The organism is Mesorhizobium humile (genome assembly GCF_033977215.1).
In the GTDB taxonomy this organism is placed as follows: domain Bacteria; phylum Pseudomonadota; class Alphaproteobacteria; order Rhizobiales; family Rhizobiaceae; genus Mesorhizobium; species Mesorhizobium humile.
The window spans coordinates 42,877-69,557 of sequence record NZ_JAVIIV010000005.1 but is presented as its reverse complement, the minus strand read 5'-3'; the positions used below and the strand labels follow the sequence as shown (position 1 = coordinate 69,557).

General features: G+C 63.9%; 23 protein-coding genes. 6 read left to right on the top strand and 17 right to left on the bottom strand.

Features of this window, described 5'->3' with window-relative positions; all coding sequences use genetic code 11:
- The first annotated feature begins 216 nt into the window (after positions 1-216).
- Positions 217-1,305, top strand: coding sequence for a hypothetical protein (locus RFM52_RS10200; protein WP_320293316.1), 1,089 nt, complete (start codon positions 217-219; stop codon positions 1,303-1,305).
- 103 nt (positions 1,306-1,408) lie between these two features.
- Here RFM52_RS10200 and RFM52_RS10195 read toward each other — a convergent pair whose 3' ends face one another.
- The 6 genes from RFM52_RS10195 to RFM52_RS10170 all read right to left on the bottom strand — a co-directional run bounded on the left by RFM52_RS10195 (position 1,409) and on the right by RFM52_RS10170 (position 9,162).
- Positions 1,409-2,338 (bottom strand): cation diffusion facilitator family transporter, encoded by a 930-nt coding sequence (locus tag RFM52_RS10195; RefSeq protein ID WP_430699214.1) that lies wholly within the window; start codon positions 2,336-2,338, stop codon positions 1,409-1,411.
- 24 nt (positions 2,339-2,362) lie between these two features.
- On the bottom strand, positions 2,363-4,552 hold the full coding sequence (locus RFM52_RS10190; protein ID WP_320293318.1) for an anthranilate synthase: 2,190 nt from the start codon (positions 4,550-4,552) through the stop codon (positions 2,363-2,365).
- 235 nt (positions 4,553-4,787) lie between these two features.
- A complete protein-coding gene (locus tag RFM52_RS10185) occupies positions 4,788-5,843 on the bottom strand; it encodes a M14 family metallopeptidase (RefSeq protein ID WP_320293319.1) in 1,056 nt (351 codons plus the stop codon).
- A 180-nt stretch (positions 5,844-6,023) separates the two neighbouring features.
- Positions 6,024-7,196, bottom strand: coding sequence for an MFS transporter (locus RFM52_RS10180; protein WP_320293320.1), 1,173 nt, complete (start codon positions 7,194-7,196; stop codon positions 6,024-6,026).
- A 131-nt stretch (positions 7,197-7,327) separates the two neighbouring features.
- Positions 7,328-8,704 (bottom strand): FAD-containing oxidoreductase, encoded by a 1,377-nt coding sequence (locus RFM52_RS10175; protein WP_320293321.1) that lies wholly within the window; start codon positions 8,702-8,704, stop codon positions 7,328-7,330.
- Positions 8,701-9,162 carry a DUF4126 domain-containing protein gene (locus RFM52_RS10170; RefSeq protein ID WP_320293322.1) on the bottom strand — a complete coding sequence of 154 codons (462 nt, stop codon included), beginning with the start codon at positions 9,160-9,162 and terminating at the stop codon, positions 8,701-8,703. The genes RFM52_RS10175 and RFM52_RS10170 overlap by 4 nt, the downstream gene beginning before the upstream one ends.
- A gap of 143 nt (positions 9,163-9,305) precedes the next feature.
- On the opposite strand from RFM52_RS10170, the gene RFM52_RS10165 reads away from it, so the two are divergent.
- Positions 9,306-9,863, top strand: coding sequence for a sugar O-acetyltransferase (locus RFM52_RS10165; protein WP_320293323.1), 558 nt, complete (start codon positions 9,306-9,308; stop codon positions 9,861-9,863).
- Here the strand turns inward: RFM52_RS10165 and RFM52_RS10160 are convergent.
- On the bottom strand, positions 9,850-10,836 hold the full coding sequence (locus RFM52_RS10160; RefSeq protein ID WP_320327845.1) for a helix-turn-helix domain-containing protein: 987 nt from the start codon (positions 10,834-10,836) through the stop codon (positions 9,850-9,852). The genes RFM52_RS10165 and RFM52_RS10160 overlap by 14 nt on opposite strands.
- A gap of 125 nt (positions 10,837-10,961) precedes the next feature.
- Here RFM52_RS10160 and RFM52_RS10155 point away from each other — a divergent pair, with 125 nt between their 5' ends.
- The 3 genes from RFM52_RS10155 to RFM52_RS10145 all read left to right on the top strand — a co-directional run bounded on the left by RFM52_RS10155 (position 10,962) and on the right by RFM52_RS10145 (position 13,315).
- The gene (locus RFM52_RS10155) at positions 10,962-11,603 is read left to right on the top strand and encodes a cysteine hydrolase family protein (RefSeq protein WP_320293327.1); all 642 of its coding nucleotides are present in this window, start codon (positions 10,962-10,964) and stop codon (positions 11,601-11,603) included.
- Positions 11,604-11,765: 162 nt separating this feature from the next.
- A complete protein-coding gene (locus RFM52_RS10150; protein ID WP_320293328.1) occupies positions 11,766-11,981 on the top strand; it encodes a hypothetical protein in 216 nt (71 codons plus the stop codon).
- Positions 11,982-11,998: 17 nt separating this feature from the next.
- Entirely contained in the window at positions 11,999-13,315 is a 1,317-nt protein-coding gene (locus RFM52_RS10145) for a hypothetical protein (RefSeq protein ID WP_320293329.1), read from the top strand.
- A 66-nt stretch (positions 13,316-13,381) separates the two neighbouring features.
- On the opposite strand, the gene RFM52_RS10140 is transcribed toward RFM52_RS10145, so the two are convergent.
- From RFM52_RS10140 to RFM52_RS10100, 9 genes are all read right to left on the bottom strand, one after another.
- Positions 13,382-15,061 carry a formate--tetrahydrofolate ligase gene (locus RFM52_RS10140; protein ID WP_320293330.1) on the bottom strand — a complete coding sequence of 560 codons (1,680 nt, stop codon included), beginning with the start codon at positions 15,059-15,061 and terminating at the stop codon, positions 13,382-13,384.
- A 318-nt stretch (positions 15,062-15,379) separates the two neighbouring features.
- Positions 15,380-16,504: a DUF2333 family protein gene (locus RFM52_RS10135; protein WP_320293331.1), complete on the bottom strand. Its 1,125-nt coding sequence runs from the start codon at positions 16,502-16,504 to the stop codon at positions 15,380-15,382.
- A 102-nt stretch (positions 16,505-16,606) separates the two neighbouring features.
- Positions 16,607-17,905: a DUF6638 family protein gene (locus tag RFM52_RS10130; RefSeq protein WP_320293332.1), complete on the bottom strand. Its 1,299-nt coding sequence runs from the start codon at positions 17,903-17,905 to the stop codon at positions 16,607-16,609.
- A gap of 261 nt (positions 17,906-18,166) precedes the next feature.
- Positions 18,167-20,077 carry an AAA family ATPase gene (locus tag RFM52_RS10125; protein ID WP_320293333.1) on the bottom strand — a complete coding sequence of 637 codons (1,911 nt, stop codon included), beginning with the start codon at positions 20,075-20,077 and terminating at the stop codon, positions 18,167-18,169.
- Between the two features lie 2 nt (positions 20,078-20,079).
- Entirely contained in the window at positions 20,080-20,925 is an 846-nt protein-coding gene (locus tag RFM52_RS10120) for a Fic family protein (RefSeq protein ID WP_320293334.1), read from the bottom strand.
- The gene (locus RFM52_RS10115; protein WP_320293335.1) at positions 20,918-22,063 is read right to left on the bottom strand and encodes a hypothetical protein; all 1,146 of its coding nucleotides are present in this window, start codon (positions 22,061-22,063) and stop codon (positions 20,918-20,920) included. Before RFM52_RS10115 ends, RFM52_RS10120 begins: the two co-directional genes overlap by 8 nt.
- Before the next feature lie 136 nt (positions 22,064-22,199).
- Positions 22,200-23,288, bottom strand: a complete 1,089-nt coding sequence (locus RFM52_RS10110; protein ID WP_320293336.1) for a coiled-coil domain-containing protein — start codon at positions 23,286-23,288, stop codon at positions 22,200-22,202.
- Between the two features lie 279 nt (positions 23,289-23,567).
- Positions 23,568-23,957 carry a c-type cytochrome gene (locus tag RFM52_RS10105; protein ID WP_320293337.1) on the bottom strand — a complete coding sequence of 130 codons (390 nt, stop codon included), beginning with the start codon at positions 23,955-23,957 and terminating at the stop codon, positions 23,568-23,570.
- A 126-nt stretch (positions 23,958-24,083) separates the two neighbouring features.
- Positions 24,084-24,941 carry a LysR substrate-binding domain-containing protein gene (locus RFM52_RS10100; protein WP_320293338.1) on the bottom strand — a complete coding sequence of 286 codons (858 nt, stop codon included), beginning with the start codon at positions 24,939-24,941 and terminating at the stop codon, positions 24,084-24,086.
- 100 nt (positions 24,942-25,041) lie between these two features.
- Between RFM52_RS10100 and RFM52_RS10095 the strand changes: the two genes are divergently transcribed.
- Entirely contained in the window at positions 25,042-25,938 is an 897-nt protein-coding gene (locus tag RFM52_RS10095; protein ID WP_320293339.1) for a DMT family transporter, read from the top strand.
- Between the two features lie 5 nt (positions 25,939-25,943).
- Here the strand turns inward: RFM52_RS10095 and RFM52_RS10090 are convergent, their stop codons facing one another.
- Positions 25,944-26,555 carry a thymidine kinase gene (locus RFM52_RS10090; RefSeq protein WP_320293340.1) on the bottom strand — a complete coding sequence of 204 codons (612 nt, stop codon included), beginning with the start codon at positions 26,553-26,555 and terminating at the stop codon, positions 25,944-25,946.
- Positions 26,556-26,681: the final 126 nt, after the last annotated feature.

Sequence of the window (26,681 nt, the reverse complement as noted above, 5' to 3'; positions counted from 1 at the left end):
CTCCTTGCCTCGCCCGCTCGCGCGATTTTGCATGGCCCGGGCGGGCTCCTAGACTAGTGCGTTTCACCGTTTCATGGAAACGGCGAAACGCCCTATCTCCTTGTTTTGACGCAATTCCGGACGGAAGGTTACGGCGAAGACGCCGAACTTAACCGCTCACACTTTTCCTGGAATTGCTCTAGCATATCCCGGTCCTGTCGGTGGGAGGAGGATCACATGACATCGAGGGCAAGGACTATGGCGGGCGCGGCGCTTTGCGCCGCCCTTGCCGCTTTTGCCGGCGCGGCGCGCGCCGAACAGCCGCCCCAACTTCCCGAGCTCAGCCCGACCGGCGCCGACGCCTGCTTCGGCCGTGTGTACGATGCCGCTCATCTCAAGGCGCATCCGCACCAGAAGGTGGCGCGCATCTTCTTCCTCTACGGCCATGACCCGGTCAGCCGGCCGAATGAAGAACCTCCCGCCAACCAGGATACTTCCTATAACGGCTTCCTCACCACCACGGTGCGTGGCGCCAAAAAACCGGAATGGGCGAGCAGCTGGTGCAACAAGGAAGACCCGAGCGACAAGGCGAGCGGCATCCGCTGCGGCATGGATTGCGACCGGACGCTGGCCTCGCTGAAGGTCGACAAGGGCAAGCTTCTGCTCTCCGGCCTGTCGCCGGACGTTTATCTCGACCCTGATGCGTCGGAGTCGATGAGCAAGGCGGAGTATGCCAGGCAGCAACTGGGCAGCGAGGACGACAATTTCAAGCTGGACCCGATGCCGGCCGACAGCTGCAAGGCGGAGTTCGCGCGCATCGACCCGATCGATCCGGCGCTGGGGGACCCGCTGCGCGTGCGGCTGAAGTCCGATCAGCCCTTCTGCTTCGGGCGCGACTACGACGATGCGCATCTGAAGTCGCATCCCAACCAGCTCACGCAATCGATCCGCGTCTTCCGCGGCCCGGTCGAGCTCGCCTCCTTCGCCGCCGGCGGCGATGCCGCGAACTGGCCCGACGGGGCGGATATCGCCGTTTCGGTGACGACGAGGCAGAAAGGGAAAAAGGTCACGCAGACCTATTCCTGCCAGGGCGAGGCCGACCAGTGGCGCTGTTCGGCCAGCTCGAAGATGAGCGATTTTTCCTGCGACATCTCGCAGAAGGAAATCTTCCTCAAGCGCGGCGCCAACGGCACGATGATGGTCGCGAACCCCAACAATGCGGTGGCGGTTCTCGATCTCTGCTCGAAGGCGGCGAACGGCAAGACGAAGTCGGATGACAAGGTCTATCGGCTGCAGCCGATGCCGCAATCGGCGTGCGCGCCGTAACCAGCGCTTCGTCATGTATGGACGGCCCCTCTTGCCCGAGAGGGGCCGTCCATACATGACGAAGTCTGAAGGCTTCAGCTAATTTCCAAGGTGGTTACTCGGCTCAGGCAAAAGGCACCGCAGTGGTACCTTTCGGCAGCTTGGCCTCGTCGTCCGGCTCGACATGGATGGTGACGCGCACCGATGGGATCTCGGCCTTCAGCGCATCCTCGATGCGGTCGCAGATGACGTGGCTGGCGCCGACCGTCATGTCGGCGTCGACGACGAGATGGAACTCGATGAAGGTGGCGCGCCCGGCTATGCGCGTCTTCAGGTCATGCACCTCGAGCGCGCCCTTCGAATTGGCCGAGATGATGTCGCGGATCTGCATGTGCTCGTGGTTGTCGACTGCGCGGTCCATCAGCCCGTTCATCGACGAGCCGATGACATGCCAGCCTTGCCACAGGATGTTGAGCGCGACGATGACGGCAAGCGCCGGGTCGAGGATCTGCCAGCCGGTAAGCACCGCGCCGACGAGGCCGCCGAACACACCGACCGATGTCACCACATCGGTCATGATGTGCTGGCCGTCGGCGACGAGGGCCGGCGACTTCGCGTTCCGACCGGTGCGTATCAGCACCCAGGCCCAGATGGCATTGACCACCGTCGCGACGCCGTTGACGCCCAGGCCTTGCCAGGGCTGTTCCAAAGGCGCGGAATGTTGCCAGGACTGCCAGACCTCGTTGAGGATCAAGAGGGCCGCGACGATAATCAGAACGCCTTCGAGAACGGCGGAGAAATACTCGGCCTTGTGGTGGCCGAAGGGATGGTCCTGGTCGGCGGGCTTGTAGCTGACCTGGATCGCCCAGTAGGCGGCGATCGAGGCGATGACGTTGACGATCGATTCCGCCGCGTCGGAATAGAGGGCGACGGAACCGGTGATGTACCAGGCGGCGACCTTGAGCGCGAGCACGACGCAGGCGACGACGATCGACCAGAAGGCGAGCCTGGCAACCTTCTCCCGGGTCGCGGCTTTCGCCGCGGCCGCCGTCATGTCCTGCGTTGCGGCCATGTTCTCCTACGCGGCCTTTTCCTTGGCCTTGCGCGGCAGATGCGCGACGACGTTCTCGATGATGCGCATGCCGGCATTGTGCCCGAGTGTCATGATCGATTCCGGATGGAACTGCACCGCCGCGATAGGCTCCTTGCGGTGCTCGAAAGCCATGATGATCCCGTCCTCGGTCTCGGCGGTGACCACGAAGCCGTCGGGCAGGCGCACCGGGTCGGCGAAGATCGAGTGGTAGCGGCCGACGGTCACTTCCTTCGGCAGGCCGGAGAAGATGATGCCGGGCTTGGAGACGCGGATGCGCGACGGCTTGCCATGCATGGGGATGTGCAACTGCCTGAGCTCGCCGCCATAGGCCTCGGCCAGCGCCTGCAGGCCGAGGCAGACGCCGAAGATCGGCAGGTCGCGGCTGCGCGCCTTCTTGATGGTGGCGGCGCAGTCGAAATCCTTCGGCGTGCCGGGGCCGGGCGATAGCACGACGAGGTCGGGCTTCAGCCGCTCGAAGACCTCTTCCGGCACTGGCGAGCGCACGGTGGAAACATTGGCGCCGGTCTGGCGGAAGTAGTTGGCCAGGGTATGGACGAAACTGTCCTCATGATCGACGAGCAGGATGTTGACGCCGTCGCCGACGCGCGCGGTGGTGCGCTCGGTTCCGGTGGCGTTGCCGGTCTTGGCGTCGCGGATGGCGGAGAGCATGGCGGATGCCTTCAGTTCGGTTTCGGCTTCTTCTTCCTCGGGCACGCTGTCGAAAAGCAGCGTGGCGCCGGCACGCACCTCGGCGATGCCGTCCTTGATGCGGATGGTGCGGAGCGTCAGTCCGGTGTTCATGTCGCCGTTGAAATTGACCATGCCGATGGCGCCGCCATACCAGGCGCGCGGGCTCTTCTCGTTCTGCTCGATGAAGCGCATGGCCCACAGTTTCGGCGCGCCGGTAACGGTGACCGCCCAGGCATGCGACAGGAAAGCGTCGAAGGCGTCCATGCCTTCGCGCAGGCGCCCCTCGATGTGGTCGACGGTGTGGATCAGGCGCGAATACATTTCGATCTGGCGGCGACCGATGACGCGCACCGAGCCCGGCTCGCAGACGCGCGACTTGTCGTTGCGGTCGACATCCGAGCACATGGTGAGCTCGGACTCGTCCTTCTTCGAGTTAAGCAGCTTCAGGATCTGCTCTGAGTCGGAAATGGCGTCGTCGCCGCGCTTGATCGTGCCCGAGATCGGGCAGGTCTCGACGCGGCGGCCGTTGACGCGCACGAACATCTCCGGCGAGGCGCCGATCAGATATTCGTTTTCGCCGAGATTGATGAAAAAGGAATAGGGCGACGGATTGATCGCTTTCAGCTTGCGCGAGATGTCGGAGGGCTGGGTCTCGCAGCGCTCGTAGAACATCTGTCCGGGCACGACCTCGAACAGGTCGCCGCGCTTGAAGCTCTCCATGGCGCGCCGCACCAGGTTGGCGTATTCGCCGGGCTCATGGTCGCCGCGCGGCGGGATGCGGTCGGCGGTCTTGAAGGGCTCGACATGGGCGTCGCGCGGCAGGCCTTCGGTCGAAAAGCCGTCGCCGGAATAGTCGTAGCGGTCGGTCCAGGCCTTGGTCGAATAGTGGTCGACGACGAGGATCTCGTCGGGCAGGAACAGCACCAGGTCGCGCTGGCTCTCTCTGCGCTCGAGCTTGTAGTCGACAGGGTCGAACTGGAAGGCGAGGTCGTAGCCGAAGGCGCCGTAAAGGCCGAGATTGGCGTCCTCGGCGGTCTTGAACAGCGCGGTGATGGCGCGCAGCACGGTGAAGACGGAGGGAACGCGGCTGCGCTCCTCCTCGGTGAAGACACGGCCGGGTTTTGCCACATCGAGGCGGATGAGCGTCTTCGAGGTCTCGGCGATCGTCACGTCGTCGAGCTCGCCAAGCGCCCTGCCGATCACCGGCAGCAACACTTCGCCACGCTTGTTGAGCGCTTCGATGCGCATCGTGCGGCCCCGCGCGGAGATCACCAGCGGCGGATCGATGATGGCCGTATCCCAGCGCGTGTAGCGGCCCGGATATTCGTAGTTGGAGGAGAACACCGCGCCGCGGCGCGAATTCAGGCCGTCGACATAGGCATCGATCGCGCCTTCATAGGGCCTGTCGTGCCGCTCGCGGGTGATCGTCACGCCGCCCGCGGTAACGAAGCGCTCCGCCCCGTTGTCGAGAACTCTAGTCGTCATTGCCGTCTCCATCAGCGTTTTGGGCAACGGACCCGGGAATGGCTTTAAAAAACAAATGGCCGCCCGGACATTCCGTTGCGGCCACCCTCTACTATCACGCGCACACGCACGAACAGGCCGCTGTCAGCGAGCCCACCACCAAACGGTCTTGTTCGAACGCATGTTCATGGCGACTCCCATAGCGGCGAATGGAGGTCGGTGCAACTGGATTTCACGTGCACGGAAGACAGAGGCTTCAGTCTTCCAGCGTACCGGAACGCGCGTCGCCGCTCCTGCCGTCGCCGGCCAGCTTCAAAAGATCCTCGCCGGTACGGATGATGCGGCGCGAGCGCCGGGTCAGGATGAAGCCCGACTGAGGGGCAAATACTTCCGTGCGGCCGCCGGTCTCGCCGGGCGCATGCACGATCGTCGCCAGCCTGTCGCCTTTCTTGACGCGGTCGCCGGGTTTGACGTCGTAGAGGATAGCGCCGGACTTGGGCGAGGGCATCATGTCGATGTTTTCCAGCGGCACGACCGGCCCGGAAAATGTCTCGAATTTGGGCATGGACGAGTCCTGGACGACGCCGCGCGCCGCCAGCAGGCGATAGAGTCCCGCGGCATCGGACGCGGCCAGGGCGCCGTCGACATCGAGCATGCCGCGATATTCGACCGTGGTGACGGCGCGGCGGTCGAAGCGCGCGACGCTCGCAGGCACGTTCTGATAGGGCATGATCGAGGCGCCTTCGAAGGTGCCGGTGCTGTCCTCGCTCCACAGCAGGACGGCTTCGGCGCCCATGGCGGCGGCGCAGTCGGCCATATGCGGCCACAGGCTGGTGTGGATGTAGAGATAAGCAAGGCCTTCGTCGTCGCAGTGGAGGTCAAGGACGATGTCGTTGCCGAGCGAGAGCTGGACAAGCCGGTTCTTCAGCCGGCGATCGGCGCCGCCGAGGCTGACATCGGGCAAGAGCCGCGCGTCGGGCGCGGCAAGCAGCGGAAATGAGCGGTTGAAGTTGGTGCGGGTGCCGAGATTGAAGCGGCCCTGATGCTCGCCGAAATGATATTGCGCGCGGCCGATCGGGTTGGCCCAGGGCACGATGGTGATCGGACCCTTGATGCGGCCCTCGGTCTCGGCCTTGGTGAGCATCGGCATCAGCGCGTCGATGGCGACGACGCCCGGCAGTTCGCCCGCATGCAGCGCCGCCTGCAGATAGGCGGAAGGAGCCGACTTGTCCTTGCCCTCGAAGCGGAAGACCGGAAATTCGTAAGCGACGCCCTCGCTGTCGCCGGCGATGCGTTCGATCGTCTTCTGCATGGGGTACCTCCAATGGAGGGCCAGACATGCATGTTTGCGGCAGGACTGTCGAGTGGTCCAGACGGGCCGGCCCGTCGGGGCAGAAGCTGGCTACGGCGAAGATGCCGAGCCCGCTACGGCGAAGACGCCGAGCCCGCTACGGCGAAGACGCCGAGCCCGCTACGGCGAAGACGCCGAGCGTTATTCAGCCGGTTGCGGCTGCAGGAGAGTTCGGCGGTCGAGCGCCTGCGACAGCATGGCCACCGCGACGGCCAGAAGCGCGAGCGCCGCGCCCACCAGCGGCAGATTGGCGTAGGATACGCCCCAGGAAATGGCGAGGCCGCCGATCCAGGCGCCGCCGGCATTGCCGACATTGAAGGCGCCCTGGTTGAGCGTGGCGGCAAGGTTCGGTCCTTCGGCGGCCGCCTCGACGACACGGATCTGCAGCGGCGGCACGACGATGAAGATCAGCATGCCCCACAGGAAAACGATGGCGACAGCCACGCTGGCGATGGCGCCGAGCTCGGTGAAGACGAGGAACAGCAGGGCCATGGCGAGCAGCGTGGCGATCACCGTCGGCATCAGCTTCCAGTCTGCCAGCCTGCCGCCGATGACGTTGCCGATGGTCATGCCGGCGCCGAACAAGAGCAGCACCCAGGTGACGGTCGCCGTCGACAGGCCGGAGACGTCGGTGAGGTAAGGCTTGATGTAGGTGAAGACGGCAAACAGGCTGGCGGAAGCGAGCGAGGCGATCAGCATCGCCAGCCAGACCTGCAGCTTGCCGAGCACGCGCAGTTCGCCGACCAGGCCGCCGCCGCTGGGTTCGGCGACATCCGACGGCACCAGCCAGGCGATGGCTGCGACCGAGATCAGGCCGATGCCGACGACGGCGAGGAAAGTCGCGCGCCAGCCGAAAGCCTCGCCAAGCGCCGTGCCGGCGGGAACGCCGAGGATGTTGGAGAGCGTCAGGCCGGCGAACATCAGCGCGATGGCGCTCGCCCGCTTGTTGCGCGGCACGAGGCCCGCCGCAACCACCGAGCCGATGCCGAAGAAGGCGCCATGGCCGAAAGCGGTGAACACGCGCGCCGCCATCAAGAGCCAATAGTTCGGCGCGATGGCGCAGAAGAGGTTGCCGATGACGAACAGCGTGGCAAGGCCGACAAGCACCGGTTTGCGCGGCAGGCGGGCGGTTGCCATGGCGACGATCGGCGCGCCGAAGACCACGCCCAGAGCATAGCCGGTGACCAGCAGGCCGGCCGAAGGGATCGAGACGCCGAGGTCTCCAGCGACTTCCGGCAGAAGACCCATGATGACGAATTCGGTGGTGCCGATGCAGAAGGATGCAATGGCTAGCGCTAGGATCGGCAGCGGCATGGGATGTCCGGACTGAATCGGTTCAAAATTCGAAACTGGCTTTGGGCATGCCCCCACACAAGCGACATTGTCGCAACGCAGCAATGCAGAAAGGCGAGGGCGACCCTTCGCCACCAGCCGACGGGCCAGCCTCAGGTCAGCGGCTTAAGCTCCTGGGCGATTGTGGGGAGCAACTCCGAGACATTGGGGTGAATGTGCATCGCCCGCGCGAGCGTCGAGATCGGCGCCTTGGCATACATGAGGTCGAGCACGCAGTGGATCGCCTCGTCGCCGCCTGGGCCAAGCACGGAGCAGCCGAGGATCTCGCCTGTGTCGGCATCGGCCAGGATCTTCATGAAGCCTTGCGTCTCGCCCTTTTCGACGGCGCGGCCGACACGGGTCATCGGCCGCTGGCCGACCAGCGCGCGGCGGCCGGATTTCTTCACCGCGGCCTCCGTCATGCCGCAGCGCCCAAGCGGCGGATCGATATAGAGCGCATAGGCTTCGATGCGGTCGCTGACCTTGCGCGGATCGTTGTCGAGCAGGTTGGCGGCGACGATCTCGAAGTCGTTGTAGGAGGTGTGGGTGAAGGCGCCCTTGCCGTTGCAGTCGCCCATCGCCCAGATGCCGGGCACATTGGTGCGCAACTGGTCGTCGACGACGACGAAGCCGCGCTGATCGACTGCGATACCGGCCTTGTCGAGGCCAAGATCGTCGGTGTTGGGAACGCGGCCGAGCGCCAGCAGCACATGCGAGCCCACCGCCGCCGGCTTGTCGGCGGCGAAGGTGACGGCGACGCCGCTGCCTTGTTTGGCGAAGCTGATGTCGCCGGCGCCGACATGAACGGCGATGCCCTCGTTTTCGAGGATCGACAGGATGGCTGCGGAGGTGTCCTCGTCCTCGCGACCGGTCAGCCGCGGCGCCTTCTCGATCACCGTGACCTCGGAGCCGAAGCGGCGGAACATCTGCGCGAATTCGAGCGAGATGTAGCTGCCGCCGACGACGATCAGATGGCTGGGCAGCACATCGAGATCCATCATCGAGGAGTTGGTGAGATAAGGGATATCGTGGACACCGGGCAGGTCGGGCACAGAGGCGCGGCCGCCGGTGTTGAGGAAGATCTTCGGCGCGGTGAGCAGCCCGTCGCCGACGCGCACCGTATTGGCGGATTCGAAACGCGCATGGCCGCGAAAAAGCGTGCAGCCCTCCATGCCGGCGATCCAGGTCTCCAGCCCGGTGCGGGAAGCACCCGACACCTTGTCCTTGCGCGCCTTGATCGCCTTGTAGTCGACGCCGACCTCACCGGAAACGGTCACGCCATAATCGGCGGCGCGACGGGCAAGATGGGCGGCATAGGCGCTCGCCACCATCGTCTTGGTCGGGATGCAGCCGGTGTTGACGCAAGTGCCGCCGACCAGCTTGCGTTCGATCAGCGCCACCTTCATGCCGGCCGCGTTCAGCCGGCCGGCGAGCGGGGTGCCGGCCTGTCCGGCGCCGATGACGATGGCGTCGAAAGCTTTCGCGCTCATGCCACCGCCGCCACGATGAGCAGCCCGCCGATGATCGCCACCGCGTCCTCGATGAAGGCGGCGGGCGGATCCTTGCCGAAGGCGGCGGCCAGCCTGCCGCGGACCTCGGCGCCGCCCAGCGTGCCGATCACCGCGCCGATGGCGCCTGCCACCAGCCCGCCGATGGTGGCGCCGGCCGTGACGCCGATCACCGCGCCGGAGAAGGCGCCGGTCACGATGCGGGCGCCGAATTGCTGCGGCACCGTGCGGCTCGGCGTCGACGGCAACTGGTCGGTGACCAATTCGACGATCGCCAGGATGGTGAAGATGCCGACGGCGATCCAGTGGCCCATGAAGCTCGCCCAGGTGCCTGTGACCGGCAGCCAGCCGAGATACGAACCCCAGGCCACGGCAGCCGGCGCGGTCATGGCGCGCAGGCCGGCAACGACGCCTATCAGCAGTGCAAGAATGTAAAGCATGATCGACCCCCTCAAATGAGACCGTCGCATGGTCTCCCAACCGCAGGCTAGCATAGGCCAGGCGTTTGGCCACGGGGCTTTTGTCTGACAATCGATTATGCTTTGGCGATTATGCTTTGGCAGCAGACTCCGGAGGTGCCGCCATGACGACGAGCGAACGCATGAAGATGGCGGCGGGCGAATGGTACATCTGCAGCGACGATGAGCTCGAGGACTTGCGCGTTGCCGCGCGCGATGCGGTGTTCGAGCACAACAGCTTGCCGCCCAGGCAGCGCGGCAATATCGCCCCGGCCTTGCGGGCGCTGCTCGGCGGCGCGGGCGAGCGGGCGCGCATCGAGGCACCGTTCCATTGCGCCTATGGCTTCAACCTCTTCCTCGGCGACGGCGTCTTCCTCAATGCTGGCTGCACCATCCTCGACACCGCGCCGGTGCACATCGGCAAGGGGACGCTGCTGGGGCCCAATGTGCAGATCTACTGCGCCGAGCATCATCGCGAGGCCTCCGGCCGGCTGGCAGGGCTGGAGATCGCCAAGGCCGTGACGATCGGCGACAATGCCTGGATCGGCGGCAGCGCGGTGATCCTTGCCGGCGTCAGCATAGGCGAGGGCGCCATCGTCGGCGCCGGCGCGGTGGTGACGCGCGACGTGGCGGCGAACACCACCGTTGTCGGCAATCCGGCACGGATGGTTACGCGCCGATGAACGCGCCGGCGTTTTGAGCGCTTTTTGAGAACTCACGCCGGTACCGCATCGGCGACGTCTTGAGCCGCGCGGCGAAATGCTGGCGCAGCGACGTGGCGCTGCCGAAGCCGGCTTCGAAGGCCACCATGTCCATCGATTTGTCCGTCTGCTCCAGCAGCCTCTGCGCCAGTGCCACGCGCTGGTCGGCGAGCCAGTCGCCGAAACTGGTGCCGATCGAGTTCTGGAAGCGGCGCGTGAAGGTGCGACGCGTGAGGCCTGCCATGTCGGCGACGCTGTCGAGACTGTGCGTTTCGCCGAGCGTTGCCCGCACCTTGTCGAGAGCGCGCGTGAACCGGTCGGCGTTCGGCGTCGGCGCGACCGGGCGCTCAATGAACTGCGCCTGGCCGCCTTGCCGGTGCGGCGAGAGCACGACGTGGCGGGCAAGGCGAAGGGCGGCTTCCGCGCCGTAGCGGGCGCGCACGATGTGCAGGCAGCAATCGAGCCCGGCGGCGACGCCGGCGGAGGTGATGATGTCGCCGTCGTCGACATAGAGCACGTCGGCATCGATCGCGAGGTCGGGATGCAGCGCCTGCAACCGGTCGGTATAGGCCCAGTGGGTGGTCGCCTTGCGTCCGGCCAGCAATCCGGCGCCGGCAATGGCGAAGGTGCCGAGGCACAAGCCGACGATGAGCGCGCCGCGCCGATGCGCGCGTTGCAGCGCCTCCTTGAACGGCGCCGCCAGGGGATCCCCGAGATCCTTCCAACTCGGGATGATGACGATGTCGGCCTCGTCGAGCGCCGAAAGCCCATGCGGCACGACGATGCTCAGCCCGGCATCGGTATGAATGGGTCCCTCCTCCATCGCGCAGACGCGGAAGTCGAAGCGCGGCAGGCCAAGCTTGGTGCGGTCCGCGCCGAACACCAGGCACGGCACGGAGAGATGGAACGGGCTGATGCCGTCGAAAGCGACAGCGGCGATGATCGGGTCCCTCATGGCAAGCATTGATCCGTTGAGAGCTGATTGTCCCAATTCTTTCGAATGATGTCAATTGGGCCACTTTCTGGAGCTGAAGCAGCCGGCTAGCTTTGGCCCATCAACCCGGTCGAAAGGAAACCGCCATGTCCGCACCAGCCACCCAGCCACGCCGCGCGCTTGTCGTCGTCGATGTCCAGAACGACTACAATGGCGGCAATCTCGCCATCCAGCATCCGCCCTTCGCCGAGAGCGTCGCCAATGTCGCGCGCGCCATGGATGCCGCCGCGGCGGCCGGCATCAAGGTCGTCGTCGTCAAGCAGATGGCGCCCGAGACCTCGCCGATCTTTGCCAAGGGCAGCCATGGTGGCGAGCTGCATCCCGAGATCGCCAGGCGCGGCCGCGACCACTATGTCGAAAAGACGCTGCCTTCGGCTTTCACCGGCACGGATCTCGAAGCCTGGCTGCGCGCCAGCGCCATCGATACGATCGTGGTCGTCGGCTACATGACCCACAATTGCGATCTGTCGACCATCATCCACGCGGTGCATATGGGCTTTGCCGTCGAGTTCCTTTCGGATGCCAGCGGCTCGGTGCCTTATGCCAACAGCGCCGGCTATGCATCGGCCGAGGACATACACCGGGTGGTGAGCGTCGTCTTGCAGTCGCGCTTCGCCGCGGTGCTGAAGACCGCCGACTGGATCGATTGCCTGAAGACCGGCGCCCTGCCCGAGCGCGACACGATCTACGCTTCGAACCAGCGTGCCTTGCGGCGGAACGCCGCCTAGCTGGAACCGCTTCGAATGGGAAGGCGCCGCCAGGATGCGGCGCCTTTTTGTTGGCGCGCCAACTATCCAGGCAGAGCGTGAGCCATTTCACGGACGTCGCTCCGGTATTTTCCGAAAGTCGCCGCGCATGTGAGTAAGCGCGGTTGGCTTTTGGGGGCTGGATTGAAGGCGCGCGTTGCACGAACCCTGGTCGTTCTGGCTCTCGCCGTCGGCGCGGCGGTGCTGCCGTGGCCCGCTCTCGCGCAAGTTCCGCCGCACGCGCCGGGGACGATCTGCATCACCCAATTCTTCTGGTGCTGGGCGCAGCCGCCCGGGCCGCCCGGCTATCCCTGCGGGTGCCCGTCGCAATATGGCTTCGTGCCGGGTTATCTGGGCTAGTCGTCGGAGGGGACGCGATGACGACGACATCCCACGATCCTCTCGTCTCCGGCTTGCTTGCCGATGCCAAGCTGGTTGCCGGCTACGGCCGCTACGGGGTGTTCAAGGACAGCGCGCTCTTCGCCGCCATCGGCGATGCGGAAAAGCTCAATGATGCGACGGCAAGCCAGCCCGAGGTCGTCAAACTTCAGACGGTACTCAACGACTGCTCCAACACCGTGCCGTTTTCCACCCTGGCTGCGCTCCGCACTGGCTGGTCGCCCGGCGACATGTCACGGCGCTCCGCGCTCGCGACCTATTTTCTCATCGCCCTGTCGGTGACGATGATGATCGTCATCGGCAAGCTGACCTATGTCTACAACAGGGGCGTTTCGATCAACACGAAGCTGCAGGAGATCGACAACAACGAGTTCAGTGCTCGGTTCGGGCAGTCGATCCGGCAGGTCTGGGCGACGAAGAAGCAATTGAGCTCGGCCACCGCCAAGCAGGCGTCGACGACCGACCTGACGCTTCTGAAGGATGCCTATTATAATTCCGTCGACAGCCTGCATTCGCTCGACCAGCGGTTCTCCTCGCTGCTGGTGCGGGCGCAGGGATTCATGACGCAGGAGGCGCCCTTTCCGCTCTGGGGCATGCAATGGGCCTATTGCAAGCTTTCGGCTTCGGCGGCCAAGGCAGGAGCGCCGCTTGATTTCTCGAACCCCAGGCAGATGGCCATAGACCAGTTCTGCGGCCAGCAAATCGCGCTGGCGCAACAGCAGAGCGGTGCCGAAAACAGCCAGCCGCTCAAGCAGTCGGATTTCGATTGCAAGAACAACGGCAACATTCAAGGCGGCATGCAAGTCGTCAGCGCCACCGGCACCGCCGGCCAGGCCGAAGATGTGAACGCGGATTTCGACGAGGCGACACGCGATCTGCAGTGCGAAGGCGTCATCACCATCACGCCGAATTCGATTTCGACGCTGACACTGCAGGCCAAGACGCTGAGCGAGGTCCTCAGCCCTTATGCGCTGTGGATTCTGCCCGCGCTTTACGGCGCGCTTGGCGGCATCATGTTCCACATGCGCATGATCCTGAACCCGCTCCTGCCCAATCCGCCGCTGTCGCGGCTCATTCACCGCATCGCGCTCGGCGGGCTTGCCGGCATGATCCTCGCCTGGTTCATGGCGCCCGGCACCAAGCTCGGCGGCGAGGTCACCGGCATAGGCTTCAGCCTGTTCACCTTCGCTTTTCTGTTCGGCTTCAGCCTCGATATCTTCTTCGCCATCCTCGACCAGTTCGTCTCGATGTCGGTCGCCGGCATCAAGAAATTCGGCTCGCCCACGGTGGCGTGAAAAGCTGGCGAAACAAAAGGGCGCCGCGATGATGCGGCGCCCTTTTTCCGTTCAGGTCAGTCTGGCTTAGAACAGGCCTTCGATCTGGCCGGCTTCGTTCAGGAAGATCTTCTCCGACGACGGCTTGCTTGGCAGGCCCGGCATGGTCATGACCTCGCCGCAGATGATGACGACGAAGCCGGCGCCGGCTGAAAGCCTGACCTCGCGCACCGGCACGGTGTGGCCGGTCGGCGCGCCGCGCAGGTTCGGGTCCGTCGAGAAGGAGTACTGGGTCTTGGCCATGCAGACCGGCAGGTTGCCGTAGCCGGCCTGCTCCCAGGCGTGCAACTGGTCGCGCACCGACTTGTCGGCGATCGCCTCGTCGCCGCGATAGATGCGCTTGACGATGGTGTTGACCTTCTCGAACAGCGGCATCTCGTCGGGATAGAGCGGCGAGAACTGCGAGGCGCCGGATTCGGCGATCTCGACGACCTTCCTGGCGAGGTCCTCGATGCCGGCCGAACCCTGCGCCCAGTGCTTGCACAGGATCGCCTCGGCGCCCTGCGCCTTGACGAAATCCTTCATCGCCTGGATCTCGGTGTCGGTGTCGGTGGTGAAGTGGTTGATCGCCACCACCGCCGGCACGCCGAACTGCTTCACATTCTCGATGTGGCGGCCGAGGTTGAGACAGCCCTTCTTGACCGCCTCGATGTTTTCCTTGCCGAGGTCTTCCTTCTTGACGCCGCCGTTCATCTTCATGGCGCGCACGGTGGCGACGATAACCGCCGCCGACGGCTTCAAGCCTGCCTTGCGGCACTTGATGTCGAAGAATTTTTCGGCGCCCAGATCGGCGCCGAAGCCGGCTTCGGTGACGACATAGTCGGCGAGCTTCAGCGCCGTCGTGGTGGCGACGACCGAGTTGCAGCCATGCGCGATGTTGGCGAACGGGCCGCCATGCACGAAGGCCGGATTGTTCTCCAGCGTCTGCACGAGGTTCGGCTGCATGGCGTCCTTGAGCAGAACCGCCATGGCGCCGTCGGCCTTGAGGTCGCGGGCAAAGACCGGCGACTTGTCGCGACGATAGGCGACGATGATATCGCCGAGGCGCTTTTCGAGGTCCTTGAGGTCGGTGGCGAGGCACAGGATCGCCATGACTTCCGAGGCGACGGTGATGTCGAAGCCCGCTTCGCGCGGATAACCATTGGCGACGCCGCCGAGCGAGCAGATGATCTCGCGCAGCGCCCGGTCGTTCATGTCCATGACGCGACGCCAGGCGACGCGGCGGGTGTCGATGCCGAGCTCGTTGCCCCAGTAGATGTGGTTGTCGATCAGCGCCGAAAGCAAATTATGCGCCGTCGTGATGGCATGGAAGTCGCCGGTGAAGTGGAGGTTCATGTCCTCCATCGGCACCACCTGCGCGTAGCCGCCGCCGGCTGCGCCGCCCTTGACACCGAAATTCGGGCCGAGCGAGGCTTCGCGGATGCAGACGATCGCCTTCTTGCCGATGCGATTCAGGCCGTCGCCGAGGCCGACCGTGGTGGTCGTCTTGCCTTCGCCGGCAGGCGTCGGGTTGATGGCGGTGACCAGGATCAGCTTGCCGTCCTTGTTGCCCTTCACCGACTTGATGAACTCGGCCGAGACCTTCGCCTTGTCATGGCCATAGGGCAGCAGATGTTCGGTCGGGATGCCGATCTTGGCGCCGATCTCCTGGATTTGTTTTTTCTTCGCGGCGCGGGCGATCTCGATGTCGGACTTCACTTCGGCCATGACGGCTTTCCTCTGGATTGGGCGGTGGAAGGGACGGTTTTGATCAATTGTGCATGTTCGAACGCCGCACGGGCGCAGGGATATTTTCTAACCCTGTCGCGGCCTGGGCGTCAACTTTCATGCAACTATGTTTCCTGTAAAGAAAGAATATTGCTGTTCCCGGCTCGGCCCGCTTCGGGTCTTCGGCGCCCGGTCGCTTGCGGCGTATAGAAGCCAGAGCGGGGGCCGCTTCGCCGTCTCAAAACAGCCGCCTAATACGCGAAAAGCGACAGAGGCGACGGCGCAAATCCGCCATCGCAGTGTTGCCCCAACCCGGCGCTACTGCGTCAGCACGTTGCTGATCTCGACCATGTTGGAGCGCACACGCAGGATGTAGAAGCCCATCGTCGTCAGATGCGTCGGCAACAGCCAGCCATCCTCGCGGCCATTGGCGATGATGAAAGGCTGGATGCGCAGCGCCGAGACGAATTGCTGGTCCATCGTGTCCCACAGGCTCTGGAGGTGCTTCTCCTTGATCACGTCCTCGAAGTCGGCCTGGGCGCCCTTCATCAGGCCGTAATAGGCGTAGAGCTGGCCGTAGGCGAACCAGAAGCGGTCGTCGGCGCGGGTGTCGAACCAGCCGTTGTTGTGGTTCTCGGCGCGTTCCTTGAGGATGGCCGAGGTCGATCCGATGTCCGAAGCGATGCGGTCGATATATTGCTTCAGATTGTCGGCGCGGGCGTCGAAGGTCGCCTGGCAAGTGGCGAGACGGGCGTTGAAGGAGCGCAGCTTGCGCACCGCGTCGCGATAATAGCTCGGCGTCGGCGTCTTGGGGCCGAACGGATTAAGACCGAAATACCATGTGTACTCGTCGAACTGCAGATTGCCGCGCGCATCCTGCAGGTCGGCGTCGATCTGCGAGGTGGTGCGCACGCGGCCGAGGTTGTCGGCAAGCTCGGTCGCGGTGCGCCGCACCGCCTGGTTGATGCCGCGCTGGAAGGAGGCCTTGTTGTCCATCCACGGCGTGTCGTCCCAATCGATGCCGAACAGGCCGAGCTTGTAGAGGATCATCGAGGAGATCCAGGCATTCTGGTTGACGTTGAAGTCCGTCAAATCGGCGGCGACCTGCGCGATCGCCGAGTTGCCGCATGTCTTGGCCGTATCGGTGCCGCTGCCGGCCGCAACCTGCTCGCCGGCCGACACGTTGCGCTTCTCGAACGTGTAGGTGTCGGGATAGTTCGGGTTGAAATTGTTCCACCACTGCGTGGCGTAGAAGAAATTGGCGTAGAGGCCGATCAATACCAGAATGGCAAGGCCGACCACCGCCTTGAGAATCCAGCCGCGCTGTCCGTACCAGCGGCCGACCCACATGAACGGCCACAGGATGACGCCGATGACGAAGCCGATGCCGCGGCCAATCCACTGGAATATCCGGGTGAAGAAGTTCACGATCGGGTCGAGCATGGCTGTGGCACCCCCTTAGCATGATGCCAAAAAGTTGCAGACTTTTTGGACAACATCATGCGCCAAACAAAAAGTTAGAACGAAATGACGGTTCATTTCGTTCTAGTCAGTCAGGCCGTAAAGGCGCGCGCGGAACGCCACCTTGTCCTTCAGATATGTGGTTTTCAGAACGTCCACAACATGGCTTCGCCAGGCGTCGCTGAAGCCGTCATAGTCCTTGTAGAAACCCGGCTTGTTGAAGACGTAGCGCGAAACGAAGTCCTGCGGCACGAAATCCGAGATCAGCTGGTTGGTCAGCCAGGCATCGGGATGATCGGGCTTGGCGCGCACGACCAGGAAGCGCTGGCGCGGCGCCACGTCCTCGATCTTGAGATGACCGAACTGGGCGATCTCGCGCTTGGCGGCATTGAGGAACGGGAAATTGCCGTCGCTTGCGATCAGGTCGGCATGGCCGAGGATCCAGGTCTGCAGCCAGACCTTGTCGACGTCGGTCAGGTTGCGATTGGGCTCGGCGTCGCGGATCAGCGCCCGCACCACCATTTCGGCGCGATGTTCGAGATAGCCGGAAGCTTCGATCCAGGAGGCGCGCGGCAGGTCGAGGCGTCCGGTGGCGGCCAGGAAGCGGAACACCTTGTCGGCGTCGTTGATCGACAGATAGCTGACCTGCCAGGGTCGCGAGCGGCGGAAGCCGGGGGCGGCAGGATCGCAGATGACCGTCGTCATGTCGGGGTCGACGAAGACATAGAGCCCGCCGAAATGGCTGGTCCAGTAGGCGTTGTGGCGGAAGATGACCTGATCCGGCACCAGCGCGTTCTCGCGGATGTCGCCGCAGACCTTGGCAAGATCGACCATGCGCTCAAGCATGGCGTTGTCGCGCCAAGCGTCGGGCTCCTGCTTCAGCCGGTCGACCAGCTTGCCGAGCTCGGCGGCCTTGCCCAGCACGTCCTCGGCCGACAACACCTTGAACTCGACCTGGTTGATCGACAGCAGGTCCTCAATGTCGTTGACCTTGGGGACCGAGTCCTCGATCTCGCCGTAGATCACGTCCTTGATGGTCAGCGCGTCGATGGCACGCTGGTTCTTCGACATGAACTCGAACATCAGCTGCGAGGTGTTGGAGAAGGCGGTGTGCACCACCGGCAGGTCGATCTGCGACGGCGTCAGGATGATGAAGCGGCGGTTGACCTCGTTGGGGTCGAGATAGTCATAATCGCCACACTCCTCGGCGATTTCGGGCGAGAAGCCGGTGCGGTCGATCTGGAAGCTTTTCAGCTTCGTCGGTTCGAGGCCGAAGGCGGCAAGCGCCTTGTTGTAGCGCTGGATAAGATGCGACTCGTCGATGGTGAGCAGCCGGCCGTAGATCAGCTCGTTGTCGCGCAGGAGGTCGGGCTTTTTCTTCACCTGTCCTTCTCCCCGTTCACGGGGAGAAGGTGCCCGAAGGGCGGATGAGGGGCGGCGCAGCGTTCCCTTCTCCCCTTGTGGGAGAAGGTGTCGCCGAAGGCGACGGATGAGGGGTGTTCCAGGGAACGCGAGCGCCTCACTCCGCTGGAGCACCCCTCATCCGTCTCGGCGCTGTCGCGCCGATCCACCCCACGGGGGCGAGCCACGGGTCTCGCCCCGTCCTTCGGACCCCACAAGGGGAGAAGGGGGCGTTGGCGCAGCTCACGCATTCCACAGCCCCTTCTTCTTCATCTCCTCCATCTCGCGTGCCGCTCTCTCGCGCAGCCTTGCGTCGCGCAGCAACTTCTCCACCGCGGCATCGTCGGACTTGTCGGAATAGCGGAACTCGGAATCGGCGTAGCGGTTGATCTCCTGCATGACCATGTCCATCGAGAACGGACCGCGCAGTTCCTCGATCATCGCCTTCTTGTCGTCGTAGCTCTTGTGCATGAAGGCTTCGGGCTTTTCGAACCAGTCGTCCGGCAGCTCGATATCCATCGCGCGCATCTTGATGGCGTCGGTAACGTTCTTGATCGCGCGACCGGTGAAGCGCGGCTCGGCGTCCTTGATCATGTGCAGGTAGGTGCCGACATCGGCCATGGTCTTCGGCGCGCCATTCTCCTTCAAGTAGCGCTCATAGACCTTTATCAGCCCGTCCTCCTGCGGCTTCTCGTGTTCTTCATAGGCTTCGCTCACCGCACGCTGGATCTCCTGCGCGGCATAGAGCTCGTGCTTGCCCAGCGGGATGTCGTGGTTCTTGCCGGCAAGCAGCACGAAGATGTCGATATAGTCGTCGCGGGTCTGCGGGCCATCGACCAGCCATCGCGCGCCGGCTCGCTGGCGCAGCGCATCGTCGACATTTTCGGGATAGTTGGAAAACATGCCGAAGGAGCAGTTGCCGCGCACGACCGTCGAGGCGCCGGCGAAGGCGTCCATCAGCACACCGGTTATCTCTTGCTGCCCGGCGGACGCGCGGTCGTCGGAACGGCGCGCGGCCACCTGGTCGATGTCGTCGATGGTGCCGAAGCCGATGACGCGCGGATTGAGCACGTTGTTGATGAACTGGCGGCAGTTCTGGCCCGACTTGCCCTGGTAGGACGAGATCTGGTCGACGCCGAAATTCTCGTAAGCAAAGGGATAGCCGGCGACCTGACAGTAGCCGTTGACGAGGCCGGCGATCATCTGGATCAGCGTCGTCTTGCCGGTGCCCGGCGCGCCGTCGCCGATGAAGGTGAAGAGGAAGCCGCCGAGCTCGACGAAGGGGTTCAGCTCGCGCTCGAAATCATAGGCCATCAGCATCTTGGCCAGCCTGACCGACTGGAATTTGGCGATGTGGTTGCCGACCACCTCTTCCGGTTTCTTGAAGGTCATCACCAGCGGCTTGGATCGCTTGCCGGGCGCGACGTCGAAGCCGTCGAGGGTGAAATCGTCGACGTCGATGCGGATATGCGCGTTCTCGAACGGGCCGATGCCGTCGAAGCGACCTTTTCGCGCCAAGAGCCCGTCGATGGCCACACGAGCGAAGGCCCGCGCCCGTGTCGTCAGGTCGGCGTCATCCTTCGAACCGGCGATCGCCTTGTCGAGACCGGCGACGATCGACTTCACCGCGTCCTGCGGGGTGTCGAACAGGAAGTCGGGCTCGGGACTATCGTTCGGCGCCTCGCCGTCGCTGTCTATCAGCTGGAAGAGATAGGAGGCGAAACTGAAGGCGGAGACGTAGGCCGACGCCGACAGAAGCTTCTTGAAGGTGGCCGCCTCGTCGCCCTCCAGCGGCGCGCGCGCGTTTTTCGCCTGCAGGCTTTCAAGGTCGGAGCCTTCGGCGAAGACGTCGGATATGGCGAGCGCGATCGCCAGGCCGCGCCGGGCGCGGTAGAGCAGCGTGTGCTGCGGGATCGTCATCAACTGGTCGTCGGGATGGATGGCCGCGACCGTCTTCGAGAGCTCGACCTCGCGCGTGCGGCGCACTGAACCGACCGACACCGTCGAGACGAAGCGGCGGTTGGTTCCGGCAAGCGCGGTGCCGGATTCGCGCGAGGGATCCTCCAGCACGACGATGCGGGTGATGAAGCTCTGCGCGGTCGCGCGGTGCTTTTCGATTGCGGCTTCCGAGATCGTGGTCAGCCCGGTGTCCATGATCAGCTCCTCATCGGAATTATCTTGCCGGCACCGACGGACGGATCGCGAGCTTGATGCGCGGCATCGAGATAGAGGTCCAGCGTTTGGTCCAGCCTTTCGAAAAGCAGCCTGTCGAAGGCCGCATGACCGCCGCCGCGCTGGTCGATTTCAAGCGCCGCGATGTAGGCAGGGCGATCTTCGGGGCGGATTGCCACCGGCGGATACCCGGCGCGCGCCAGCACAAGGTTCATCAACAGCCGCGCCGTACGGCCATTGCCGTCGTTGAAGGGGTGAATGCCAACCAGCCGCCGATGGGCCTCGAAGGCGGTTTGCGGTCTATTTCGTGCCGCGCCAAGCCAGCGGGAGAAAGCTTCTATCAGCGCGGGCACTTCGGTTGGCGTCGGGAAATTGTGAACACCGGCATCGGTGTTCACATAACGGGCGCGATCGGCGTAGCGGCCGGCGATCTCCGGCCTGGAATTCGCGACGACCAGATGATGCAGGTTGCGGATGTCCGCCTCGATTATCGGAGCGTCGCGTTGGGCAGCGATTTCCAGCACCCAGTTCAGGGCCCGCGCATGATCGACCGCCTCGAGATGGTCCTTGAGGGGCTTGCCGCTGATCGTGATGCCTTTCTCAAGGACCAGGGCGGTCTCGCCCGCGCTCAGCGTGTTGCCCTCGATCGCGTTCGACGTATAGGTGATGTCAATCCGCTGGGTGTGCTCCAAGCCATCCAAGGCACCCGGGCGAGCTTTCTTTTTTAGAGCGTCAAGCTCTCTTTTCTTGGCGAAAACTCTGCCTGCTGGTGTCATTTTTCGCACCTCGCTCGCGCGCCGCGCCTCTGGCCGTGCAAGCATCTCATACATCGCTGATGACCTGTCCGTTGGACAGGATGTGGACCTTGTAACCGGAAAAGATCTTCTGCGCCTCGCCCGCGGCATAGAGCGCCTGATAGGCCTCATGCGGGATCAGCGCGTGGTTCTCGTAGCTCGACACGCCTTGGCGCGCTGCTTCGAGATCGTCGGTGTTGATGTAAAACTCCTGCGTCGTCTTTTCGCTGGAAAACAGGCCCTTGCGGCCCGGCTTCTCGCTCTTGGAAAAGACCTCCTGGATGGTCCAGGTGAGCAGCCAGGCGTTCTCCGGCTTGCGCACCTTGGCCAGCACCTCGGCCACGGTCGAATTGTTGTCGGTGATGCCGGCCGAGTAGAAGGGCCCCAGCACGACGCGCCGCAGCTGCTTGGGATGCAGCGGCTCGAAATCCTTGTCGAGATTGACCGCGATCGTCGCCGGCGACAGGGTATAGGCCGAATTCTTCTCGGTGAAGTCGTCGAAGCGGTGCGCAAGCTCCGGGTTGAGCAGGCCGTCGACGGGGAGGGGAATGTCGACCCGCTCGTTGAGCTTGCCGTTCACGTCGACCAGCTGGCGCACCATGCTGTCGGAGGAATCCTCGACTGTCACCATATAGACCAGCGGCAGGTTGGCGCTGCCGTCGAAAGAGGCCCAGTGCACCAGGTAATAGGGCCGCATGGTCTTCGGGTTGACCGAGACCTTCGCCGTCTGCGCCAGGGTGAACGGGCCGAAGGTCGCCTCGCTCTTGACGTCCTCCAGATAGAGCCGCTCGGCCATCGATTTCTGCAGCGCCTCGGGAAACTCCTTGTGGCGCAGGATGAAGTCGGCCATCTCCTCGCGCAGCTCACCGGCCTGCGGGATGTTGGCCAGCCGGGCATCGGCCTGCTGGCGGTCATTTTCCAATTCGAGCAGGTTCTGGAAAACGGGATAGCCGCTCTCGGCGCGCGAAATGCGGAACGTATCCATGAAGCCGAGCCGGTTGCGCCAGCAGGCAAAGGACTTTTCCAACCGCGCGATATACTCCGCGACGATCCTGGCGACGATGCCGTGCCGGTAAAGCGGCGAGCGGTCGTCGCGCATGAACACTTCCAGCCCGCTCAGCGCCGCCGTGATAGCGGAGAAATAGCGCGCCGCCGCGTCGTTCTCAGGTGTCATGAGGCTGCCGTGGAAATGAAATCAGCGGCGCCGCCCAGGCAGATATTCGTGGGATACCCCACGAATATCTGCCTGGATTCCTTTGTTTTTCGCAGGTTCTGACCGCAAAACCGTGGGACACTTTTGCGGAACCTGCTTAGGACTGCACGTAGTTGGCGGAATTGTGCTTCTTCATCACATCGTCGAAGCGGCGGGCAAAGGCATCGTCGGCGAGCTTCTTGCGGCGCTGGATGTCGGCTGAAGCCACCATGTTCTTCTCGTGCATTTCGAGCAGATCGCCGATGTGTTTCTGCGAGGCGGCGCCGATGCCGGCCATGGTTTCCTCGGCCGTGTTGTCGACCTGGCTGCCCAGCGTGTTGATCTTGTGGGCGACGTCCTGCTGGGCTGCGGTCTTCAGCGAATCTTCCAGCGCCTTGTACAGGACGATGCGCTGCTCGGTGTCGATGGTCAGCTTGTTGATCAGCGTCGACTGCGCGGCGATCTGGTTGTTGAGCGAATCGACGAAGGTCTGGAACATCGAGGTGTAGCGCTCCAGCGTCTGGCTTTCGGCCAGCAACTCCTGCTCCTTGGCCTGCTTTTCGTTGTATTCGGTCGCCATCTTCGAGCGATCGCCCTCAAGCTCGGTGCGCTCCTTCTGGGTCGTGGAGGCGGCGATCTTGTTTTCGATGTCGAGAAGCTGCGGGTTCAACTCCTCGATGCGCTTCTGCACCGCCTCGAGGTTGGACATGGTCACCTTGCGGCGCTCGATCACCTGCGACAGGCTGGCCTCCGAGGTCTTGTAGCGCTGGTCGAGGACCTGCTTCTGCGCCTTCAGGATGCCGACGATGGTGTCCGACTTCGCCAAAAGCTCCTGCAGGTTGCCGGCCAGCGACATGTTGCGGACGCGGTCGGTGCGCATGCGCTGCTTGCGCTGCGCCGAGAAGACGCCGACGAAGTTTTCCCAGCCGGTGTAGTTCTTCATGCTTTCGAATTCGGCGCCGAAGACGTTGGTGGCGTCCTCGAGCCCGATGATCAGGTCGGCGATGTTGCCTTCCATGACCTTCTGCTGCTTCAGCACGTCTTCGATGCGGGCGTTCTCGATGTCGAAATTGGCGTCGCCGATCTTCTTGTCGGCCTGGGCGAGCGTGTCGAGCACGGTGCCGGACTGCTCGATCTTGGTGCGCATGTCCTGCACGACCTGCTTGGTCTTGGCAATTTCGGCATCGAAATTCTGCAATGTCGCCATTGGGGCCTCCCGCTTCGGCATCCGTTTGCGTGTCGTGGCGGCGAATATATGTGGGGCTTCAAGGGATTGAAAGAAGGAAGACAAGGAGATGCGTCAAAACAAAAGAATTGGCTAGGTGCTTGAAAGGCAAGGCAAGCATGCGCATGGCGCCTAGTCATGCGCACCACCATCGAACAGCTTTAGCTGATATGCCTTAGGTCTTGTTTTTGCGAACGGCCAAGGTCATGAAACAACGTCGGCAAATGTCTTGCGGCGGCGATGCCGGGTTCACGGGGTCGATCAGGGCTTGGGGTCGACCTTGAGATAGGCGATCACGTTGGCGATGTCGTCATCGCTGGTCAGACCGGTGAAGGCCATTCTGTTGCCTGGAACCTTCTGTTTGGGCGCCTTGAGATATTGAGCGAGGTTGGCGTCGTCCCAGACGAGGCCCGCGGCGCCGGCATCCTTCATGGCTTGCGAATAATGGCTCGCGAAGCTTTCAGCGGAGCCGGCCTTGCGGCCGACGACGCCCATCAGATGCGGGCCGACCTTGTCGCGGTCGCTTGCCGCCTCATGGCAGGCGATGCAGCGGTTGAAGACCTTCTTGCCAAGCGCCGCGTCGCCATCGGCATGCGCGGCAAGGCCGCCGGCGAGCAGGAAAAGGGCGGCGCACGAGATGGCTCGAAACATGACGGGGTCTCCGGCTGGTTCTGGCTGACGACAGAAAATAGGGCGCGGGCCTTAACAAAGACATCATGGATTGGCGCGACGCCAAAGATTGCGCGTGATCCGGCCGCCTCGTCCAGATAGCCGCAATCAAGCCTGTTGGGCCAGGTCGCGGCGCAGGAAGTCGTTCAGCCGCTCGACAGCCGGCGTCGTCGACAACGGGTTGCGCAAGATGCCGATCTCGAGGTCCGGCAGCACCGGCAGCCCTTCATTGGCGCCGATGATGCGCAGCGACGGAGGCACGCTTCGCTGCGCCAGGCCGGCGACTGCGAGCCCGGCCTGCACCACGGCGACGAGGCCAAGCAGGGAGGCGCTGGAATAGGTGCAGCGATAGGACCTGTCGGCATCGCCAAGCGCCTGCAGGACGTTCATCCGCGCCGCACAGCCCGGTTCGAACAGGGCGACGGGCAAGGGATCGGCCTGCCAGGCGACGTGGTTCGGCGAGGCGACCCAGACGAAGCGCTCCAGCCGGATCACGTCGAGCGGCTGGTCCGGCAGACGGGTGACGATCGCCAGGTCGAGCCGCCCTTCGGCCAGGGTTTTCACCAGGGCGGTCGATTGCTCGCAGACGAGCTCGACAGTCACCAGCGGGTGTTCCTCGGCAAAACGCGACAGCACCGGCGGCAGCAGAAAGGCGGCGTAGTCGTCCGGCACGCCGAGGCGAACGCTGCCGGTTTCCTTCGGCCGGGTGACGCTCGCCCAGGCCTCGTCGGAGAGTTTCAGCAGCCGGCGCGCATAGATGAGGAAATCCTCTCCGGCCGCGTTGGGCGTGACCGTTCTCGGCCCACGCACCAGAAGCTGGTTGCCCACCGTCTCTTCCAGCCTTTGCATCTGCATGCTGACCGCCGATTGGCTGCGGCCGACGCGAGGTGCTGCGTTGGACAGACTGCCGCTTTCGACGACGGCGACGAAGGTCTTCAGCAGGTTGAGGTCGAGGGGAGCGGCCATGGTGCTATCAGCATATCGAATAGATCATCACAAATCTATTCGCTTGCTTGAGATCGCTGCAAGTGGCCAGATGGATTTCGACCCGCCGGAGAGCCTTGCGATGAGAGGCATATCGATCGACCGTTTCCCCGCCGCGACGCTTGCGCTGGCAATGGTGATCGCCGGCACGGTCGGCGCCTTCGTGACGGAATCGGGACAGCATCCGGTCACCGTCGTCTTCTGGCGATGCGTGTTCGGCGCCATATTCCTGGCCGCATGGTGCCTGCTGCGCGGTTACCTGCCGGATCGGACGCTGGCCTTATCGCGGCTTGCCCTGGCGGCACTCGCCGGCGCTTGCATGGTGCTGAGCTGGACGGCCTTCTTCGCCGGCTTCGCCATGACATCGATCGCAACCACGACGATCGTCTACCATGTGCAGCCGTTCTTCGTGGTGCTGCTTGGCGTTGCCTTCCTCAAGGAACGCATCTCGCTCGACCAGGTTCTGTGGATGCTCGGCGCGTTCCTTGGCGTCGTGCTGGCCAGCGGCCTGGTCGTCACGCGGGACCATGCCGACCCGAAATGGGCGCTTGGCATCGCGCTCACGCTCGGCGCCGCCCTGCTTTACGCGGTGGCGACGATTCTCGCCAAGGGTCTCGGACGGCAGCGCGCCGAGGTCACGGTGCTTTGCCAGACGCTGGTCGGGGTCGTGATGCTCGCCCCGTTCGCCGATATCGGTCATCCCATGCCGCCGGCATCGTGGGGCTGGCTGGCCGGGATCGGCATCCTGCATACGGGCATCGCCTATGTGCTGATGAATTCGGCCTTCCCGCGCCTGACGACGCCGGTGATCGGCATCCTCACCTTCATCTATCCGGTCGTTGCCATCATCATCGACTGGGCTTTGTATGCGCACCCGCTCCGGCCTGCGCAGGCCGCCGGCATGGCGCTGATCGCGCTGGCGACACTCGGCGTTCGGCTTGGCTGGCGGTTTCCGACACGGCGCGTCTCGGCTGCCTGAAACCGTCAGGCCCGGACAAAGCCGATGAAGTCGTCTGGCGCGGCCCGACCCATCTCTTCTTCCCAATGCCTGCGGCAGAGCGAGACATAGACATCCTTGCCGATCGCAACCTGGTCGCCCTGTTTCGCTACCTTGCCGTCGGGCCCCAGGCGCACCACCATCGTCGCCTTGCGGCCGCAGCGGCAGATGGTGCGCACCTCGCGCAGGTCGTCGGCGATGGCGAGCAGCGCCCGCGAGCCGGAGAACAGATTGCCCTGGAAATCGGTGCGCAGGCCGTAGCACATGACCGGAATGCCCAGACGGTCGGCGATGCGGGCGAGCTGCCAGACCTGCTCTTCCTCGAGGAACTGCGCCTCGTCGACAAAGATGCAATGCACCGGAGCGTGTTGGTGATGCTCGGTGACCCTGGCGTAGAGGTCGTCGCCGTCTCTGAACATCTCGGCCTCGGATTCGAGACCGATGCGCGACGAGATCAGCCCGTTGTCGCCCTTGCGGTAGTGGCCGGCGACGAACAGCATCGTCGACATGCCGCGTTCGCGATAGTTGTAGGACGCTTGCAGGAGCATCGTCGTCTTGCCGGCGTTCATCGTCGCGTAGTGAAAGTAGAGCTTGGCCATGTCGCCCTTCTAAGCCCACATGTCGGCGCACGGGGAGGGGGCCCCCGGCTCCGTCCACCAAAAACTGGATGTCGTTCAAAACCCCGTCATGTCGCTTAATGACCAGCGCGCGCCGTTCATCGCGAT